General features: G+C 69.1%; 17 protein-coding genes. 11 read left to right on the top strand and 6 right to left on the bottom strand.

Annotation, left to right across the window (positions count from 1 at the left end):
• Positions 1 to 67 precede the first annotated feature (67 nt).
• On the top strand, positions 68 to 1,672 hold the full coding sequence (locus Q0581_RS10640; RefSeq protein ID WP_298700091.1) for a M20/M25/M40 family metallo-hydrolase: 1,605 nt from the start codon (positions 68 to 70) through the stop codon (positions 1,670 to 1,672).
• A gap of 33 nt (positions 1,673 to 1,705) precedes the next feature.
• Here the strand turns inward: Q0581_RS10640 and Q0581_RS10635 are convergent, their stop codons facing one another.
• Positions 1,706 to 2,272, bottom strand: coding sequence for a TetR/AcrR family transcriptional regulator (locus tag Q0581_RS10635; RefSeq protein WP_298700090.1), 567 nt, complete (start codon positions 2,270 to 2,272; stop codon positions 1,706 to 1,708).
• 154 nt (positions 2,273 to 2,426) lie between these two features.
• Between Q0581_RS10635 and Q0581_RS10630 the strand changes: the two genes are divergently transcribed.
• Genes Q0581_RS10630 through Q0581_RS10620 form a run of 3 tightly spaced genes read left to right on the top strand, consistent with a single transcriptional unit; the run spans position 2,427 to position 8,321 of the window.
• Complete coding sequence (locus Q0581_RS10630; protein WP_298700088.1) at positions 2,427 to 3,626, top strand: efflux RND transporter periplasmic adaptor subunit; 1,200 nt, start codon at positions 2,427 to 2,429, stop codon at positions 3,624 to 3,626.
• Between the two features lie 7 nt (positions 3,627 to 3,633).
• Positions 3,634 to 6,891 (top strand): multidrug efflux RND transporter permease subunit, encoded by a 3,258-nt coding sequence (locus Q0581_RS10625; RefSeq protein WP_298700086.1) that lies wholly within the window; start codon positions 3,634 to 3,636, stop codon positions 6,889 to 6,891.
• Entirely contained in the window at positions 6,891 to 8,321 is a 1,431-nt protein-coding gene (locus Q0581_RS10620; protein WP_298700083.1) for an efflux transporter outer membrane subunit, read from the top strand. Before Q0581_RS10625 ends, Q0581_RS10620 begins: the two co-directional genes overlap by 1 nt.
• Positions 8,322 to 8,359: 38 nt before the next feature.
• Here the strand turns inward: Q0581_RS10620 and rnd are convergent, their stop codons facing one another.
• Positions 8,360 to 9,511 carry a ribonuclease D gene (rnd, locus tag Q0581_RS10615; RefSeq protein WP_298700082.1) on the bottom strand — a complete coding sequence of 384 codons (1,152 nt, stop codon included), beginning with the start codon at positions 9,509 to 9,511 and terminating at the stop codon, positions 8,360 to 8,362.
• 80 nt (positions 9,512 to 9,591) lie between these two features.
• Positions 9,592 to 10,275, bottom strand: coding sequence for an IPTL-CTERM sorting domain-containing protein (locus tag Q0581_RS10610; RefSeq protein WP_298700081.1), 684 nt, complete (start codon positions 10,273 to 10,275; stop codon positions 9,592 to 9,594).
• 187 nt (positions 10,276 to 10,462) lie between these two features.
• Between Q0581_RS10610 and purM the strand changes: the two genes are divergently transcribed.
• Both purM and purN read left to right on the top strand, forming a co-directional pair.
• A complete protein-coding gene (purM, locus tag Q0581_RS10605; protein ID WP_298700079.1) occupies positions 10,463 to 11,503 on the top strand; it encodes a phosphoribosylformylglycinamidine cyclo-ligase in 1,041 nt (346 codons plus the stop codon).
• 3 nt (positions 11,504 to 11,506) lie between these two features.
• On the top strand, positions 11,507 to 12,085 hold the full coding sequence (gene purN / locus Q0581_RS10600) for a phosphoribosylglycinamide formyltransferase (RefSeq protein ID WP_298700078.1): 579 nt from the start codon (positions 11,507 to 11,509) through the stop codon (positions 12,083 to 12,085).
• Between the two features lie 244 nt (positions 12,086 to 12,329).
• On the opposite strand, the gene Q0581_RS10595 is transcribed toward purN, so the two are convergent.
• The 3 genes from Q0581_RS10595 to ndk all read right to left on the bottom strand — a co-directional run bounded on the left by Q0581_RS10595 (position 12,330) and on the right by ndk (position 13,742).
• Complete coding sequence (locus tag Q0581_RS10595; RefSeq protein ID WP_298700076.1) at positions 12,330 to 12,539, bottom strand: hypothetical protein; 210 nt, start codon at positions 12,537 to 12,539, stop codon at positions 12,330 to 12,332.
• Positions 12,540 to 12,541: 2 nt separating this feature from the next.
• A complete protein-coding gene (locus Q0581_RS10590; RefSeq protein ID WP_298700075.1) occupies positions 12,542 to 13,228 on the bottom strand; it encodes a YoaK family protein in 687 nt (228 codons plus the stop codon).
• 94 nt (positions 13,229 to 13,322) lie between these two features.
• On the bottom strand, positions 13,323 to 13,742 hold the full coding sequence (gene ndk / locus Q0581_RS10585) for a nucleoside-diphosphate kinase (protein WP_298700073.1): 420 nt from the start codon (positions 13,740 to 13,742) through the stop codon (positions 13,323 to 13,325).
• 137 nt (positions 13,743 to 13,879) lie between these two features.
• Between ndk and Q0581_RS10580 the strand changes: the two genes are divergently transcribed.
• From Q0581_RS10580 to Q0581_RS10560, 5 genes are all read left to right on the top strand, one after another.
• Positions 13,880 to 15,805 (top strand): ATP-binding cassette domain-containing protein, encoded by a 1,926-nt coding sequence (locus Q0581_RS10580; RefSeq protein ID WP_298700071.1) that lies wholly within the window; start codon positions 13,880 to 13,882, stop codon positions 15,803 to 15,805.
• On the top strand, positions 15,802 to 16,047 hold the full coding sequence (locus Q0581_RS10575) for a DUF2164 domain-containing protein (RefSeq protein WP_298700070.1): 246 nt from the start codon (positions 15,802 to 15,804) through the stop codon (positions 16,045 to 16,047). Before Q0581_RS10580 ends, Q0581_RS10575 begins: the two co-directional genes overlap by 4 nt.
• A 55-nt stretch (positions 16,048 to 16,102) precedes the next feature.
• Positions 16,103 to 17,476: a class II 3-deoxy-7-phosphoheptulonate synthase gene (locus tag Q0581_RS10570; protein ID WP_298700069.1), complete on the top strand. Its 1,374-nt coding sequence runs from the start codon at positions 16,103 to 16,105 to the stop codon at positions 17,474 to 17,476.
• Positions 17,473 to 18,066 (top strand): prephenate dehydratase domain-containing protein, encoded by a 594-nt coding sequence (locus tag Q0581_RS10565; protein ID WP_298700068.1) that lies wholly within the window; start codon positions 17,473 to 17,475, stop codon positions 18,064 to 18,066. The genes Q0581_RS10570 and Q0581_RS10565 overlap by 4 nt, the downstream gene beginning before the upstream one ends.
• A 261-nt stretch (positions 18,067 to 18,327) precedes the next feature.
• A partial coding sequence (locus tag Q0581_RS10560) for a chorismate mutase (protein WP_298700066.1) occupies positions 18,328 to 19,006 on the top strand: 679 nt, incomplete at its 3' end.

The following is a 19,006-nucleotide window of genomic DNA, read 5'->3' as shown; positions in this document are numbered from 1 at the left end:
CGTTGCGGCGCGCGCCCGGATGGCGTCATATCCGCCCCGTTCAGTTTCCAGAGGGGTTTTCGCGTCCATGTCACGTCTGCTCGCCGCCGTCTCCGCCCTGTGCCTGCTCACGGCCTCTGCTCCCGCCCTGGCTCAGGACGTGGATCGCGTCGCCATCAACCGCATCATCGACCAGGGCCAGAATCACAGCGAGGTGATGCGCACCGCCGCCCACCTGACCGACCGGATCGGCGGGCGCCTGACCAATTCGCCCCAGATGCGCGAGGCCGAACGCTGGGCCCAGCAGCAGTTCCGCGACTGGGGTCTGTCGAACGTGCGGGCCGAGGGGTTCGAGTTCGGCCGCGGCTGGTCGATCGTCAGCTATGAGGCGCGCATGACCGCGCCGCGTCCGCTGCAGCTGCGGGTCATCCCGGTGGCCTGGACGCCCTCGACCGACGGACTGGTCGACGCCCCGATCATCGTCGCGCCCATGGCCAACGCCGGCGATTTCGAGAAGTGGCGCGGCAAGCTGGCGGGCAAGATCGTGCTGATCTCGCGTCCGACGCCGGCGACCGACCCGACCCAGCCCGCCTTCCGCCGCCTGACCGACGACGACCTGCGCGGGCCGGGCAATTATCCGCAGCCCAACTATTCCCCCGCCGCCATCGAGCGCCAGCTGCGCGACGGCGATTTCGCCGAACGCCTGGACGCCTTCCTGGCCGAAGAGGGCGTGCCGGCCTGGGTGCGGATGTCCTATCGCGACGGCGGCCTGGTGCATGGCGCCGGCTATTCCTACCGCGTCGGCGCCACGCCGCGCGTGCCCGGCTTCGAGATGGCGGCCGAGGACTATCGCCGCCTGACCCGCCTGGCCATCGCCGAGACGGCCCCCGCCCTGCAACTGCGCAGCGAGGTCCGCTATCACGACGAAGACGTCAACGCCTACAACATCTTCGCCGAGATTCCGGGCACGGATCGTTCGGGCCAGTATGTCATGGCCGGCGCCCATATGGACAGCTGGGTCGCCGCCGACGGGGCCCAGGACAACGCCGCCGGCACCGCCGTGGTGATGGAGGCGGCCCGCATCCTGCGCAGCCTGGGCGTGCGGCCCAAGCGCACCATCCGCTTCGCCCTGTGGAACGGCGAGGAACAGGGCATCCTGGGATCGCTGGCCTATGTCGACCGGCATCTGGCCACGCGTGCGCCGTCCCAGGACGAGCGTTGGGCCGCCCTGCCCGCCAACCGCACCTGGCGTCACCGCTGGCCGATCCAGCCGCGCCCCGGCTATGCCGACCTGACGGCCTATTTCAACCTGGACAACGGCTCGGGCCGCATCCGGGGCATCAACGCCGAAGGCAATGTCGCGGTGGCCCCGATCTTCCAGGACTGGCTGGCCCCGTTCGCCAGCATGGGCGCCACGGGCGTGTCGCTGCGCAACTCGGGCGGCACCGACCACGTCTATATGCAGGCCGTGGGCGTGCCGGGGTATCAGTTCATCCAGGACCCGGTGGATTACAGCAGCCGCATCCACCACAGCAGCATCGACAGCTATGACCACCTGCAGGCCGAAGACCTGCGTCAGGCGGCGATCATCATGGCGACCTTCCTGCTGAACGCGGCCAACCGCGACGAGCCGCTGCCGCGCATGCCGCTGCCGACCCAGCCGACCCAGACCGACCCGTTCGAGGCGCCCTGATCCCTGCGGCTGGCGCCCGCAGCGACGCGGGCGTCAGCCGTCGATCATCTCTTGCAGATAGACGGCCATCTTGGCGGCCATGCGCCGGCATTGGGCGTCGTCCATGCCATAGCCGCCGGTGACCTCGCGGCCGATGGCCATGCCCATGATGAAGCCCGCCGCCAGTCGCGCCTTGACGGCGGCGTCGTCGCCCCCGACCCATTCGGCGAACGGGCCATGGATGCGCGTATTGGCGCCGCGCTGGACGATCTCCATGCCCTTGGCCGACGAGATCGAGCGCAACAGGATCATCAGCGCCTTCAGCTTGTCCTCGTTCTTGGGCTGGAAGATCACCTCATTGGCGATGTGTTCCCCAAAGTTCTCTCGCGGCACCGACAGCATCAGCTGGCTGTTGTCGCAACTGTCCAGAACCGCCTCGAACAGGTCTTCCTTGGATCCGAAATAGCGGGACACCAGGGCCGCATCGACACCGACGTCGCGCGCCACGTCGCGCATGCCGACCTCGTCATAGCTCTGGACCGCGAAACGCTCGCGCGCCGCGTTCAGGATGGCGGCGCGCGTCGCCTCGGCATTGCGCGGTCGGGGGGCGGGACAGAACAATTCAGGCGGACTCCGAAATAACCACAGTTGCAATATGGCTATGTCAACAGGCGTTGACAAGCGGAGCAACGCTCTCCATTAAGTCACCACACGTTGACTAGCGGCGCCCTCCCCATTGGCGGCCGGTCGGCGACAAGAAGGGATTTCTCCTCACATGCGCACCGCCAAAGTCGTGGTCGCGTCCGCCCTGATGGCGGTCGCGCTCCAATCCTGCACCCAACCCAGCGAGGCCCAGGCGCCCCCCGCGCCGGCCGTGACCGTGGCCACGCCGCTGGTTCGCCAGGTCCAGGACTGGGATGAATTCACCGGCCGGTTCGAGGCGACCCAGAGCGTCGACGTGCGCGCCCGCGTGGGCGGCTACATCTCTGGCGTTCACTTCCGCGACGGCGACTATGTGCGGCGCGGCCAGCTGCTGTTCACCCTGGACGCCCGCCCGGCCCAGGCGGCCCTGGCGTCGGCGCGCGCGTCCCTGGCCCAGGCCGAGGCCCAACTGACCCTGGCCCGCGCCAATCTGGCCCGTTCGGAAAGCCTGCTGGCCGCCCAGGCGGTGTCCCAGGCCGAGGCCGACGCCAATCGCGGCGCCGTGGCCCAGGCCGAGGCCGCCGTGGCCGCCGCCAACGCCGCCATCCGCGCACGCCAGCTGGATGTCGAGTTCACCCGCGTGACGGCCCCGATCTCGGGCCGCATCTCGGACCGCCGGGTCGATCCGGGCAATCTGGTCGGCGGCGGATCGTCGGCGGCCGACATCCTGACGACCATCGTGTCCAGCGCGCCGATCTATTTCGTCTTCGAAGGCTCCGAAGCCCTGCTGCTGAAGTACCAGCGCCAGGCCCGTCAGGGCGCCGCCCCGATCGAGGTGCGCCTGCAGGATGAAAGCGATTACAGCCGCACCGGCCAGCTGACCTTCACCGACAATGCGGTGGACGCCGCCTCGGGCGTGATCCGCCTGCGCGCCTCCATCCCCAACGCCGACGGCTTCCTGAAACCCGGCATGTTCGGCCAGGCCCGCCTGGCGGGTTCGGGAACCTATCAGGCCATGCTGGTGCCCGATGCGGCCATCGCCACCGACCAGGCCCGCCGCGTGGTGCAGGTGGTCGCCGCCGACGGCTCGGTCTCGGCCCGCCCGGTCCAGACCGGCCCGCTGGTCGATGGCCTGCGCGTCATCCGCTCGGGTCTGGAAGCCACCGACCGCGTCATCATCGCCGGCGGCCAGCGCATCCAGGCGCCGGGCATGAAGGTCCAGGCCAAGGCCGGGCAAATCCGCCCGACCGCCCAGCGCTCCGCCGCCCCGGTGACCACCCCGGCCCCGGCGTCCAGCGCCACCTTCGCCAACAGCCTGTCGTCGGGCGACTGAGACCCAGATGAACATTTCCCGCTTCTTCATCGACCGGCCGATCTTCGCGGCCGTGATCGCGGTGTTCATCACCCTGATGGGGGTGTTCGCCTATCCGCTGCTGCCGCTGTCGCAGTACCCGGAGATCGCGCCGCCGACGATCACCATCAACACCGCCTATCCCGGCGCCTCCGCCGAGACGGTGGCCGAGACCGTGGCCGCCCCCATCGAGCAGGAGGTGAACGGCGTCGAGGGCATGCTGTATCTGTCGTCGTCATCGACGTCGGACGGCGGCGTGTCCATCACCGTCACCTTCCAGCCGGGGGTCGATCTGGATGACGCCCAGGTTCTGGTCCAGAACCGCGTCGCCCTGGCCGAACCGCGCCTGCCCGAACAGGTCCGCCAGATCGGCGTGACCGTCAACAAGGCCGAAAGCGGCTTCCTGATGATCGTCGGCCTGACCTCGCCGGGCGAGGTGCTGGACAACGACTACATCGGCAATTTCGCCAACTCCCAGCTGCGCGACCGCCTGCTGCGGATCGAAGGCGTGGGCAACGTCCAGGTCTTCGGCGGCGGCAACTATTCGATGCGGGTCTGGATCGACCCGGGCAAGGCCGCCGCGCGCAATCTGACGGCCCAGGAAATCGTCGGCGCCCTGCGGGCCCAGAACGTCCAGGCCGCGGCCGGCGCCATCGGCCAGCCGCCCTTCGCCACCAACGCCGCCGCCTTCCAGCTGCCGGTCCAGGTGCAGGGCCGCCTCAGCGACCCGGACCAGTTCTCGGACATCGTGCTGAAGACCGACGCCGAAGGCCGCGTGACCCGCGTGCGCGACGTGGCGCGTGTCGAACTGGGCGCCCAGGATTACGGCATCAAGGGCTTCTTCGACGGCCAGCGCGGCGTCGGCATCGCCATCGTCCAGCAGCCGGGCGCCAACGCCCTGGCCACCGCCGAGCGGGTGCTGCATGAGGTCGAGACCCTGCGCGCCGAACTGCCCCAGGGCATGAATGTCTCCATACCCTACAACCCGACCGAATTCGTCGCCGCCTCGGTGGAGTCGGTTCAGCACACCCTGATCGAAGCCATCTTCCTGGTCGTGCTGGTGGTCGTGGTCTTCCTGCAGACCTGGCGCGCCGCCATCATTCCGATCGTGGCCATTCCGGTGGCCCTGGTGGCGACCTTCGCGGTCCAGCTGATGCTGGGGTATTCGATCAACTCGCTCAGCCTGTTCGCCCTGGTTCTGGCGGTCGGCATCGTGGTCGATGACGCCATCGTCGTGGTCGAGAACGTCGAACGCTACATCCGCGAGGGCCTGACCCCGCGCGAGGCGGCCTATCGGTCGATGCAGGAAGTGTCCGGCGCCCTGATCGCCATCGGCCTGGTGCTGGTGTCGGTGTTCGTGCCGACCATGTTCGTGCCCGGCATCCCCGGCATCTTCTATCGCGAGTTCGCCATCGTCATCTCGACGGCGGCGGTGGTGTCGCTGCTGGTGTCTCTGACCCTGTCGCCGGCCATGGCCGCCCTGCTGCTGAAGCCGCACAACCACGAGGCGCCGCGTCGGCGTCCGGGCGTTCTGGGAACCCTCCTCTACTATCTGGGCGAGGCCGGACGGCGCTTCAACGCCGGTTTCGACTGGCTGTCCGACCGCTATGGCCGTCTGACGGCGCGCCTGGTGCGGATGGTCGCCATGATGCTGGCCATCTATGTCGGGCTTCTGGCCCTGACCGGCTGGCGCCTGATCGACACGCCCTCGGGCTTCATTCCCGAACAGGATCAGGGCTTCCTGATCGGCGTGGTGCAGCTGCCGCCCGGATCGTCGCTGGAACGCACCGAAGCGGTGATGATGCGCGCCAACGAGATCATCTCGTCCACCGAAGGCGTCGATGGCGCCGTGGCCTTCGCCGGCCTGGACGGGTCCAGCTTCTCGTTCGGCTCCAACGCCGCGACCCTGTTCATCCGTCTGGACGACTTCAAGGAACGCAAGACGCGTGAATCCGCCGCGGCCGCCCTGGCCGGCGCCATCACCGGCGCCACCGCGGGCATCGAGGAAGCCAACATCTTCGTCATCGCCCCGCCCGCCGTTCAGGGCCTGGGCAACGGCAACGGCTTCCAGCTGATGGTTCAGGACCGCTCGGGCCAGGGCTATCGCGCCCTGGAAGGCGCCACCTTCGCCATGATGGGCGGCGCGGCCCAGATGCCCGACCAGGTGCAGCAGGTCTTCTCGACCTACAACACCGGTTCGCCCCGCATCGCGGCCGACATCGACCGCGACCGCGCCCTGATGATGGGGGTCCAGCCGTCGTCGGTGTTCGACACCCTGGGCATCTATCTGGGTTCGTCCTACGTCAACGACTTCAACTATCTGGGCCGCACCTTCCGCGTCACCGCCCAGGCCGAGCCGTCGGCGCGCGACGACATCGCCGACATCGCCAATCTGAAAACCCGTTCGGCCACCGGCGCCATGGTGCCGATCGGATCGGTCGCCACCCTGCGTGAAGACTCAGGCCCGGCCCGCGTCGTGCGCTACAACCTGTTCCCGGCGTCCGAACTTCAGGGACAGCCCGCGCCCGGCGTTTCGTCCGGCCAGGCGCTGGGGGCCATGGAAGGCTTGGCGGCCAACGCCCTGCCCGAAGGCTTCTCGTACGAATGGACCGGCCTGGCCCTGCAGGAGAAGCAGGCGTCCGGCGGCGCAGCCATGGTCTTCGTGCTGGCGGTGGTGTTCGTCTTCCTGGTGCTGGCCGCGCAATACGAGGCCTTCACCCTGCCGCTGGCGGTCGTTCTGATCGTGCCCATGTGCATTCTGGCGGCGATGATCGGCGTCAATCTGCGCGGACTGGACAACAACATCCTGGTCCAGGTCGGGCTGGTGGTTCTGATCGCCCTGGCGGCCAAGAACGCCATTCTGATCGTCGAGTTCGCCAAACAGGCCGAGGAAGAAGGCCTGAACCGCTGGGACGCCGCCGTGCGCGCCGCCCAGACGCGCCTGCGTCCGATCCTGATGACCTCGTTCGCCTTCATCTTCGGCGTCGTGCCGCTGATGCTGGCGACCGGGCCGGGGGCCGAGATGCGTCAGTCGCTGGGCACAGCCGTCTTCTCGGGGATGCTGGGCGTGACCTTCTTCGGCCTGATCTTCACCCCGGTCTTCTATGTGATCTGTCGCTGGATCGCGTCGAAGATGCCGCATGCGCCCGACCGCGAGCGCACCATTCCGACGACCGAGGGCTTCCCTCCGCACGACGGTCCCGAACCCGAGACCGCGCCGGCCGCCCCGCGTCTGGGAGACGCCTGATGACCACCCCTCGTTCCTACCGCTTCCTGACCGCCAGCGCCGTCGCCGCCCTTCTGACGTCGGCGTGCGCGGTCGGGCCGAAGGCGCCCGACGCCACCCTACCCCCCGCCGCGTCGGGCGCCTTCATGGGGGCCTCGACCCCCGCCGTATCGGCCGCCCAGGCCCGCGACGACTGGTGGCGGCTGTACGCCGACCCGGTGCTGGACGGTCTGATCGAACAGGCCCTGGCCGAGAACAACGACCTGGAGGCCGCCGACGCCAATCTGCGCCGGGTCCGCGCCGCCCTGGGCGAGGCGCGCAGCGGCCGCCTGCCCTCGACCACGGTCAACGCCGCCGCCAACCGCAGCCGCGCCTCGGCCGCCACCGTGCCCGGCCTGCCTGCGGGCCAGAAGGCGCCCGAGGTCGAAACCTATGACGTCGGCCTGGACGTGGCGTACGAGATCGACCTGTTCGGCAGGGTCGGATCGTCGATCCGCGCCGCCCGCGCCGATGCGGACGCCGCCGCCGCCGCGCGAGACGTGGTGCGCGTCACCGTCGCGGCCGAGACGGCCCGCGCCTATGCCGACGCCTGTTCGGCCAACGCCCAGATCGCGGCGGTCGAGCGCACGCTGCAGCTTCAGACCGAAACCGCCGGCCTGACCCAGCGTCTGCTGGATGCCGGAACCGGCAACGGCCTGGACGTCGCCCGCGCCCGCGCCGTTCTGGACCAGACCCGCGCCGGTCTGCCGCCGCTGCGGGCCCAGCGCGACGGCGCCCTGTTCCGACTGGCGGTCCTGACCGGCCGTCCGCCCGCCGAGGCGTCCCAGGCGGCCCGCGCCTGTGCTGCGCCGCCGCGCCTGAACCAGCCGATCCCGGTGGGCGACGGCGCCGCGCTTCTGGCCCGCCGACCCGATGTGCGCCAGGCCGAACGCGCCCTGGCCGCCGCCGGCGCGCGCGTCAATGTGGCCACCGCCGACCTGTTTCCCAGCATCCGCCTGGGCGGCGGCTTCGGCGCCACGGCTCTGGACAGCAACGGCCTGGGCGACAGCGAGAATTTCCGCTTCAGCGTCGGCCCGCTGATCAGCTGGTCCTTCCCCAACATCCTGGCTGCTCGCGCGCGGATCAAACAGGCGGGGGCCGCTTCGGACGCTGCTCTGGCCACCTTCGACCAGACGGTGCTGACCGCGCTGCAGGAAACCGAGACGGCTCTGGCCAACTACGCCAGCGAACTGGACCGCAACGCCGCCCTGAAGGCCGCACGCGATCAGGCCGCCACCGCCGCGCGCCTGTCGCGCCTGCGTTTCGACGCGGGGGCCGACAGCTTCCTGACGGTGCTGGACGCCGAACGCACCCTGGCGGGCGCCGACGCGCAGCTGGCGTCGTCCGACGCCCTGATCACCACCTACCAGATCGCGGTGTTCAAGGCCCTGGCCGGCGGCTGGGGCGAGTAAACGGCGCCTGAGAGACCGCCCGCCCTCGCGCGGGCGGGTCAGCCCTCGATCTCGACCACCTCGACCCGGGCGCCGTTCAGCACCAGGGCGATTTCGCCGCGTTTCAGCTTCAGCGCATCCTCGCCGAACAGCTGACGGCGCCAGCCGCTCATGGCCTCGACCGGCGCATTGTCGTCCAGGGCGATCTTCTCCAGGTCGGCGACATTGGCGATCAGCTTGGTGGCCACGCCGGCATTGTCGCTCTTGGCCTTCAGCAGCACCTTCAGCAGTTCGACCACCGACGGCGGCGCCGGCTGGCCGTGGGCCGGCCGTTCCAGCTTGGGCGCATGGGCTTCGGGGTCGGCCAGAACGCGCGCCAGCTCGGCCGTCAGCTCCTGGCCCAGGCGCGAGCCGCCGAATCCCTTGGGCACGGACCGCAGGCGGTTGAACGCCTCAGCGTCGGTCGGCGCCTGGGTGGCGATCTCGTCGATGGCCTCGTCCTTCAGGATGCGTCCGCGCGGCTGGTCGCGCTCCTGGGCCGCGCGTTCACGCCACACCGCCGTGGCCTTGAACGCCGCCAGATATTTGGCCGCATATTTCTTGGGTTTCAGCCGCTTCCAGGCGTTTTCGGGATCGGTGTCATAGACGGCCGGATCGGTCAGATCCTCCATCTCGGCCGTCACCCAGGCCAGCCGCCCGTCCCGGGCCAGCCGGTCGCGCAGCTTGGGATAAAGGGCCGCCAGATGGGTCACATCGCCCAGGGCATAGGTCAGTTGCGCATCCGACAGCGGGCGGCGGGCCCAGTCGGTGAAGCGGCTGCCCTTGTCCACCTCCTGGCGCAGCATCTGGCGCACCAGGGATTCATAGCTGACCTGATCGCCGAAGCCGGCGGCCATGGCGGCCACCTGGGTGTCGAACATCGGCGTGGGCATGGCCCCCAGGCGCACGAAGATCTCCACGTCCTGCCGGGCGGCATGGAAGACCTTCAGGATGTCGGGGTTGCGCAGCAGGTCCAGGAAGGGCGTCAGGTCCAGCCCCTCGGCCAGCGGGTCGATATTGCCCGCATCGGTCGCCGAGGCCGCCTGGATCAGGCACAGCTTGGGCCAGTATGTCGTCTCGCGCATGAACTCGGTGTCCACGGCGATGAAGGGCGCGCCCGCCAGTCGCTCGCAGAAGGCGATCAGGGCGTCATTGGTGGTGATCGGCGTCATTCGGATGCTATAGCCCCGACGCCGCCCCCTGTGACAAGTGCGCGCATCACATTTCGCGGCGATTTAGGCGCTTCGGGCGTTCAGACCAGCTGGCGCCTCTGAACCAGCCATGCCGATCCGCCGGCCAGAATCAGACCGAACAGGATCATTCCCCATTCGGACAGCGTCGGAACGGTGTTGACCGCCAGAAGGCTGACATTGTCATAGTTGGTCTGGGCGCCGCCGACATTGCTCAGGCGCACCGTAAGCGGCTGTCCGATCAAGGGGCTGCCGACGGGCGCGACCCAGGTGACCGTGCCCATGGTGAAGACGCCGGCCGTCGTGGCCACCGCCTGGGAAGCGACCAGGGTTCCACCGATCACATCACCATCCACAACCGTCCCGCCGGCCCAAAGCTCCAGCGTCGGGCTGTTGGCCGGGTTGTCCGTCCGCTGGCCGAACGCCGCCGATGCGGTGTAGGCCTCTTGGGCGACGACGGTTTTCGCGGTCTGCTGGGCGATCGCCGCAGTACCGCCGTTGGTATAGCCCCATTGATCCCCGTACGGCGTCGGAAGCTGGCCGATCTCGTAGGATACGCCATAGCCGCAGCACCCGACCGTCAAACCGGACCATCCGGGTATGGTGTTCAGGGTCGCATTGCCCGGGGCCAGCGCCGGATCCTCAAAACTGGGGTTGGCGATATGATTCTGCGCCACGGCGGGTCCGGCCACCAGCACAAGAGCGAGCGCCGCCGCGATTGCGGACCATGGCGACAGCATTTTCATTTTGTGTTCCCCACACGGCGGTCGCTAAACATCCCTGAGGGACTCCAACCGCTTATCGATCACCGTCATGGCACAACGCTTCTTTTAGAGGAACCGAAAGTTTAGAGCCTATAGCGGCCCCGCCTCTGGCCTCGTGGCCCTACTCCGTGCCAATAGCCCGCCATACGTCCGCAAATCAGGTTCCGCCATGACCCTCCCGTCCGACGATGCGCTGAAGAACGGTCTGACCTATGCCGACGCGGGGGTCGATATCGACGCGGGCGAGATGCTGGTGGACGCCATCAAGCCGCTGGCCAAGTCGACCCGGCGGCCGGGCGCCGAGGCGTCGCTGGGCGGGTTTGGGGCGCTGTTCGACCTGAAGGCCGCAGGCTTCACCGATCCTCTGATCGTCACCACGACCGACGGCGTGGGCACCAAGCTGAAGATCGCCATCGAGACGGGCCGTCACGACGGCGTGGGCGTCGATCTGGTCGCCATGTGCGTCAACGACCTCTTGGCCCAGGGCGCCGAGCCGCTGATGTTCCTGGATTATTACGCCACGGGCAAACTGGACGTGGACGCGGCGCGCCGCGTCGTGGCCGGCATCGCCGAGGGCTGTCGCCAGGCCGGCTGCGCCCTGGTGGGCGGCGAAACGGCCGAAATGCCCGGCATGTATGCGGGCGGCGACTATGACCTGGCCGGCTTCTCGGTCGGGGCGGTCGAGCGGGGGCATGTCCTGCCCTATCTGGATCGTCAGTCGGCGGGCGACATCATCATCGGCCTGGCCTCGTCCGGCCCGCACTCGAACGGCTATTCGCTGGTGCGCAAGATCGTCGAGGCCTCGGGCCTGACCTGGGGCGACGATGCCCCCTTCGCCAAGGACCGCACTTTGGCCCAGGCGCTGATGGAGCCGACGCGAATCTATGTGAAGCCAGTGCTGCCGCTGATGAAGGCGGGCCTGATCAAGGGCGCGGCCCACATCACCGGCGGCGGCCTGATCGAAAACCCGCCGCGCTGCATCGCCGAGGGGCTGAACGCCGCCTTCGACTGGGACGCCTGGCCCCTGCCCCACGTCTTTCAGTGGCTTCAGGAGACCGGCGGCGTGGCGGACCACGAGATGCGCCGCACCTTCAACTGCGGCGTCGGCTTCATCCTGATCGTCAGCCCGGAGAACGCCGAGCCGGTGCTGGCCGCCCTGCTGAACGCGGGCGAGGCCGCCTTCGTCTGCGGTCAACTGACGGCCGCCTGATCCGTGCCGACGCGCGTCGCCGTCCTGATTTCCGGCGCCGGGTCGAACATGGCGGCTCTGATCGAGGCGTCACAGGCCCCCGATGCGCCATTCCGCATCGCCGTGGTGGTGTCGAACCGCCCGGATGCGGCCGGCCTGGCCCTGGCGGCGGATCGAGGCGTCCCGGCCGTCGCCATTGATCATCGCGCGTACGGTCAAGACCGTGAGGCGCATGAGCGGGCGGTGGATACGGTTCTGGCGGACCATGACGTCCAGGTGGTGGCCCTGGCGGGCTATATGCGCCTGCTGACGCCCTGGCTGGTCGGGCGCTGGGCCGGGCGGATGCTGAACATCCATCCCAGTCTGCTGCCGAAATATCCGGGTCTGGACACCCACGCGCGCGCCCTGGCGGCCGGCGACACCCAGGCCGGCTGCACCATCCATCTGGTGACCGAAGGCGTGGACGAAGGCCCGATCCTGGCCCAAGCGACCGTGCCGACCGAACCGGACGACACGCCCGAAAGCCTGGCCCGGCGGGTGCAGACGGCGGAACACGCCCTCTATCCGCAGGCCCTGGCCGACTTCTGCCGCCAGCGGACATGACAACGGCCCCGCGGTCACCCGCGAGGCCGTTTCGTGTCTAGGGCGCCGACTCAATTAAAGCCTAATGAAATCAGTGACACGCTAACCTCCGCTCATCCCCGCGAAAGCGGAGATCCAGTTCTTTGCCGCGCAGGAGGTCTGGGATCGTCATTCGTGGGCCGACGGCAGAGCGTATCGCCCAAATCACTGGGTCCCCGCTTTCGCGGGGATGAGCGGTATTGAGTACAGACCCTAGTCGGATCGTTTAGCGCGGACGGTCCGGCGTCGTCGCGGCGCCCGCCACGGCGCCCACGGCCGCCCCGGCCACGGTCGCGCCCGTATTGCCGCCGATGGCCTGACCCGCCAGGGCCCCGCCGATGGCGCCGGTGGCGGCGCGTTGCTCCATGGTCGTGCCGCAGGCCGAAAGCGCCAGCGCGGCGGCGGCGATCGGAGCCAGTTTGAAAATCGTCTTCATGGTCAATCTCCCTGTCGGTCCGACACAGGAACGTGCCCGCCCACACGCCGTTCCCGCATCTCGACCCGCCAGACGGCGAGCATCAGACACACGACCACGCCCGCCGCCGCCCACAGCGCCAGCCCGCCGAACCGGACGAAGGCGGCCGCCCCCAGCGCGCCCCCGGCGCACAGGCCCGCCCACAGCGCCAGATAGGGCCACCAGTCCCAGCGCGGGCCGCCGTGCAGGGCGGTGGCGATCCGCTGGCCCGCCTTGACCAGGGCGCCGGTCATATAGGTCAGGCCGACGCCGACATCGCCGTCACGCTGGAACACCGCATTCTCGACCCCCATGGCCAGGGTCACGGCGATCATGGCCGCCTCGCGATGACCGGCCGTGAAGACCGCCGCCGCCATCAACAGCAGCGCCGCCTCGACTGCCAGAACCAAGGCCCGGCGCCCCTCGCCCGCCCGGCGCGCCACCGTGGCGCCCACGATCACCCCGACCACGAACAGGACGATCAGCCCCAGCGCCGTCAACGCCGCCGCCCCGCCGCCGCCCGCGATGGCGACGCCCAGCCGGGTCGTATTGCCGCTCATGAAGGAGACGAAGAAGCCGCCCAGCGTCAGAAATCCGACGGCGTCGACATAGCCCGCCAGCGCCGACAGCGACGCCGCCAGCATCACCCCCTTGCGCCCATACTGCTTCATGCGGCCTGTCTCACCCGTCCGGCGCCGGGCCGGAATACGAAAACGGCCGGATCATCGCTGATCCGGCCGTTCCGATGCAATGATCGGGGATCGATCAGCCGACGATCTGGTCGTCGGTGAAGAACTGGGCGATCTCGATGCCGGCGTTCTCCAGGCTGTCCGAGCCGTGGACCGAGTTTTCACCGATCGACAGGGCGAATTGCTTGCGGATGGTGCCTTCGGCGGCCTGTTCCGGGTTGGTGGCGCCCATGACTTCGCGATAGGCGGCCACGGCGTTGTCGCCTTCCAGAACCTGGACCACCACCGGCTCGGCGGTCATCTGGCCGACCAGTTCGCCGTAGAAGGGGCGTTCGGCGTGGACTTCGTAGAATTTCTTGGCCTGGGCCTCGGTCAGCTTGACGCGGCGCTGGGCCACGATGCGCAGGCCGGCGCCTTCGATGACGGCGTTGATGGCGCCGGTCAGGTTGCGACGGGTGGCGTCGGGCTTGATGATCGAGAAGGTGCGTTCGGTCATGGGAGCGACTTCTTGTTGGGAGATTGAGGGTCGCGGGCTTATAGCGACGGCCTTCGTCATTTCCAAGGCGTCCCTAACGCTCGCGGCGCGGCCGCTCGCTGCTTGAGGGACGACAACAAAGCGCAGCTCCGTTCGCCATGCTTAAGATCACCAACCTGACCCTCAACGCCTGGGGCCGCCAGTTCCTTGAGAACGCCTCCGTCAGCCTGCCGCCGGGCGCCAAGGTCGGGCTGGTGGGCCGCAACGGCATCGGCAAGTCGACCCTGTTCAAGGTGATCCTGGGCGAACTGGTCGCCGGGGGTGACGAGGTCAGCCTGCCCAAGACCGCCCGCATCGGCTCGGTGGATCAGGAGCACCCCGCCACGCCCGTCAGCGTGCTGGAGACCATTCTGGAGGCCGATGCCGAACGGCACGACCTGATGACCCGGCTGGAGACCGCCGAGCCGGAGGAGATGGGCGAGATCTGGGCCCGGCTGATCGAGATCGACGCCGACGCCGCCCCGGCCCGCGCGGCCGAAATCCTGGTCGGTCTGGGGTTCAGCCAGGAGGACATCCATCGCCCGATGGCCCATTTCTCTGGCGGGTGGCGCATGCGCGTGGCCCTGGCGGCGGCCCTGTTCGCCCAGCCGGACATGCTGCTGCTGGACGAACCGACCAACTATCTGGACCTGGAAGGCGCCCTGTGGCTTGAAGCCCGGCTCAAGAAATATCCGGCGACGGCCCTTATCATCTCGCACGACCGCGAGATGCTGAACGAGGTCTGCACCCACATCCTGCACCTGTCGAACCGCAGGCTGGAGCTTTACACCGGCAACTACGACACCTTCGAAAAGACCCGCGCCGAGAAGCTGCGCCTGATGGAGGCCAACAAGGCCAAGCAGGACGCCGAGCGCGCCCACCTTCAGAAATTCGTGGATCGCTTCAAGGCCAAGGCGTCCAAGGCCACCCAGGCCCAGTCGCGGGTCAAGAAGCTGGAGAAGATGCAGCGGATCGAGCTGCCGCCTGAAGAACGCGTGGCGCCCTTCGTTCTGCCGTCGCCCGAACGCCCCCTGCCCCCGCCCCTGATCCGGCTGGAGAAGGCATCGGTGGGCTATGAACCCGGCAAGGCGGTGCTGAAGCATCTGAACCTGCGCATGGACCTGGACGACCGCATCGGCCTTCTGGGCGTCAACGGCGCCGGCAAGTCGACCTTCGCCAAGCTGATCGCCAAGGCGCTGGACATCCAGGCGGGCGAGTTCCACCGCGACGGCAAGATGCGGGTAGGCTGGTTCCACCAGCACCAGATCGAGGCCATGGACCCGACCGACACCCCGCTGGAGATCATCCGCCGGGCCATGCCGGACGCCTCCGAAAACAGCCGCCGCAGCCGCCTGGCCCAGTTCGGCCTGCCGTTCGAAAAGCAGGAGACCAAGGTCGACAGCCTGTCGGGCGGCGAACGCGCGCGCCTGCTGCTGAACCTGGTGGCCATGGATGCGCCGCACATCCTGATCCTGGACGAACCGACCAACCACCTGGACATTGACAGCCGCCGCGCCCTGCTGGATGCGCTGAACGAATATACGGGCGCGGTCATCCTGATCACCCACGACCGGTCGCTGATGGAGCTGGTGGCCGACCGGCTGTGGCTGGCGGCGGACGGCACGGTCAAGCCGTTCGAGGGCGACATGGACGACTATGCGAAATTCGTCCTGGACCGCGCCAAACAGGCCGGCGTCGTCCGCCCGGCCCAGCTCAAGCCCGACGAGCCTGAACCCGCCGCTCAAACCGCGAGCGATAGGGGCGCCCCTCAAGCAGCGAACGCCCGCGGCGCGAGCGATAGGGGCAAGAAAGCCACCGGCCCCTCGCCCTCGACCCTGCGCCATGCGGCCAGGAAGGCCGAAGAGACCATGGCCCGGCTGGCGGCCGAGGTGGCGCGCATCGACGACGACCTGGCCCAGGCCGCCGTGTCCGACCCCAAGGCGCTGGAGGGTCTGACCCGCGCCCGCGCCAAGACCCAGGCCGATCTGGACGCCGCCGAGGCCGCCTGGATGCAGGCCGAAGAAGCCCTGGCCGACGCCCTGTGACCCGCCCCATCACCTTCAGCCGTGAAGAGATCGCCGCCCTGACGCTCCGGCTGCAGGCCTGGTTCCGCGATGAATATGAGGTCGAACTGGGCGCCCTGGCGGCGCAGATGCTGATCGACTTCCTGGCGCGCGAGATGGGACCGGCCTTCTACAATCGCGGACTTTATGACGCCCAGGCCGTGCTGGCGGGCCGGCTGGACGAGATCAACGAGGCGATCCTGTCGCTGGAGCGACGCGGTTAGACCCAGGCGTTTCGCCCGCATTGTTCCCGCACCGTCAACGGCCTATCTTGATCGCATGAGTATGCGTTGGAACCCGGACAGCTGGCGGAACAAACCCGTGGTGCAGATGCCCACGGACTATCCGGATGCGCGCGCCCTGGCGGCGGTCGAGGATGAACTCAGCGCCATGCCGCCCCTGGTCTTCGCGGGGGAGGCGCGCAAGCTGACCGAACGCCTGGCCCAGGTCGAGGCGGGCGAGGCCTTCCTGCTTCAGGGCGGCGACTGCGCCGAAAGCTTCAAGGAATTCTCGACCGACAACATCCGCGACGCCTTCCGCCTGATCCTGCAGATGGCGGTGGTCCTGACCTTTGCGGGGCGCAAGCCGGTGGTGAAGGTCGGCCGCATCGCCGGCCAGTTCGCCAAGCCGCGCTCGTCCGGGCTGGAGACCATCGGCGATGTCACCCTGCCCAGCTATCGCGGCGACATCATCAATGGCATGGCCTTCACGGCCGAGGACCGCCTGCCCGATCCGCAGCGGCTCTTGAAGGCCTATCACCAGTCGGCGGCGACGCTGAACCTGCTGCGCGGCTACGCCAGCGGGGGGTATGCCGACCTGTACAACATCCATCGCTGGACCCTGGGGTTCGCGGGCGACAATGCCTATGGCGCCCGTTATCGCGACCTGGCCGACAAGATCGGCGAGGCCCTGGCCTTCATGGAGGCGGTGGGCGTGACCCCCGCCACCCACCCCGACCTGGCGCGGGTCGAGGTCTTCACCAGCCATGAGGCCCTGCTGCTGAATGTCGAAAGCGCCCTGACCCGGCTGGACGGATCGACCGGCGAATGGTTCGACACCTCGGCGCACATGCTGTGGATCGGCGAGCGGACGCGCCAGCTGGACGGCGCCCATGTCGAGTTCATGCGCGGCATCCGCAATCCCATCGGCGTCAAATGCGGCCCGACGCTGGAGCCGGACGAACTGCTGCGCCTGATCGACGCCCTGAACCCCGACAACACCCCCGGCCGCCTGACCCTGATCGGCCGGTTCGGCGCCGACAAGGTGGGCGACCGCCTGCCCGGCCTGATGGCGGCGGCAAAGGCGCACGGCAAGCGCGTCGTCTGGTCGATCGACCCGATGCACGGCAATACGCTGAAGGCGGCCAACGGTTACAAGACCCGCCCCTTCGACCGCATCCTGGCCGAGGTGCGCAGCTTCATCGACGTGGCAGAGGCCGAGGGCGTGCACCCTGGCGGCGTCCATCTGGAGATGACCGGCCAGAACGTCACCGAATGTCTGGGCGGCGCCCAGGCGGTGACCGAGGACGACCTGTCCAGCCGTTACCACACCCATTGCGACCCGCGGCTGAACGCCGATCAGGCGCTGGAGCTGGCTTTCCTGGTGGCCGAACGTCTGAAGGCGGGGCGCCAAGCGCGCTCGGCCGCCGCATGACCCACGTCGAAGGCGCGCCCGAAGACACCGCGCCGCCCACGGTGCGGGGCCGTGTCGCCTATCAGGGCGCGCCCGGCGCCTTCAGCCACGAAGCCTGCCTGCGCCTGCGCCCCTGGGACACGCCGGTCGGGTTCGCCACCTTCGAGGACGCCATTCAGGCCATGCTGTCCGGCGACTGCGGCTGCGCACTGATCCCGGTCGAGAACGCCATCATCGGCCGGGTCGAACCGGCGGCCAGCCTGGTCGAGGCCCTGGATATGGAGCCGATCGCCGAGGTGTGGCGCCCGATCCGCCTGGCCCTGATGGCGCCGTCCGGCGCACGCCTGGCCGACATCCGCACGGCCGAAAGCCACCCCGCCGCCCTGGGCCAGTGCGTGCACACCCTGGCCGCCATGGGGCTGACCGCCGTCGAGGCGTTCGACACCGCCGGTGCGGCCCAGGCCGTGGCCCAGGCGGGCGACCGCACCCGCGCCGCCATCGCCCCGCTGGGCGCGGCCGAAGCCTATGGCCTGTCGATTCTGCGCAACGATCTTCAGGATTCGGCCGACAACCGAACGCGATTTGTCCTGTTGAGCGCCGAGGCGGGTTGACGCGGCACGATCCATGCGCGATCCGGGATGCAGGATCGCCGAACGATCCCAACGGAACCGGACCCATGTCCACGCTGCGCGCCACCGTCGAACTGAACACCCGCTCGCGCGCGACCGCCCTGTATTTCGGCTTTTACGGCTTTCGATACGCCGGCTGAGGCGTCCGGGCGCGAACGCTCCTGACAGTCTCGCCGGCGACCGCTTCGACCGAAGCGGCTCCCCGCCCTGCATCGAATTCCGTCTTCCGAAAGTCCGCTTCCCATGTCTTCCCCCGCCCGTATTCAGCAGGTCTGGCCCCAGGCCGCCGACATCACGCCCGAGCAGATGGCCCTGGCGGCCCTGCGGCACGAGATCGATCTGGTCGACGACCAGCTTCTGGCCCTGTTCGAGCAGCGCCTGCGCCTGGCCGAGCGTGTCGGCCGCGCCAAGGACGCGCCCGCCGGCCCGCACACCAAGCTGCGCCCTGACCGCGAACAGGCGGTGATGGCCCGCATGCTGGATCGCTGCGCACCCGACAACGCCGAGGCGGTGGGCCAGCTGTGGCGCGAGATCGTCGGCTGGGGCCTGGCGCGCCAGGGCGTGCAGAAGGTCCAGGTCTGGGCCCCGGTCGATCCGGCCCGCGCCTTCGACGGCGCCCGTCGGCGGTTCGGCGCGGCGGCCGACATCCGCACCGCCCACACGCCCGAGGCCGCCCTGGCCTTCGCCGCGTCGGAAGGCGGCGTCGCCGTCCTGGCCGTCAATTCAGGTGATCCCTGGTGGATCGGCCTGCGCCGGGAATGGGACAGTCTGACGGTCTTCGACGGCTTCGGCGGCGAAACCCCGACCGCCCTGGCCGTGGCCAAGATCGACCCCGCCGCCCTGCCCGCCGGCCGCCGCGTGGTGGTCAGCGCGGGCGGCGACGCCGGCGACGGCGCGGGCGCCCGCCGCTGGGGCCTGGCCA

Source organism: uncultured Brevundimonas sp. (assembly GCF_937863155.1).
Taxonomy (GTDB): Bacteria; Pseudomonadota; Alphaproteobacteria; order Caulobacterales; family Caulobacteraceae; genus Brevundimonas.
Note: the sequence above shows the minus strand (reverse complement) of the source record. Positions and strands in the feature narration are given on the sequence as shown.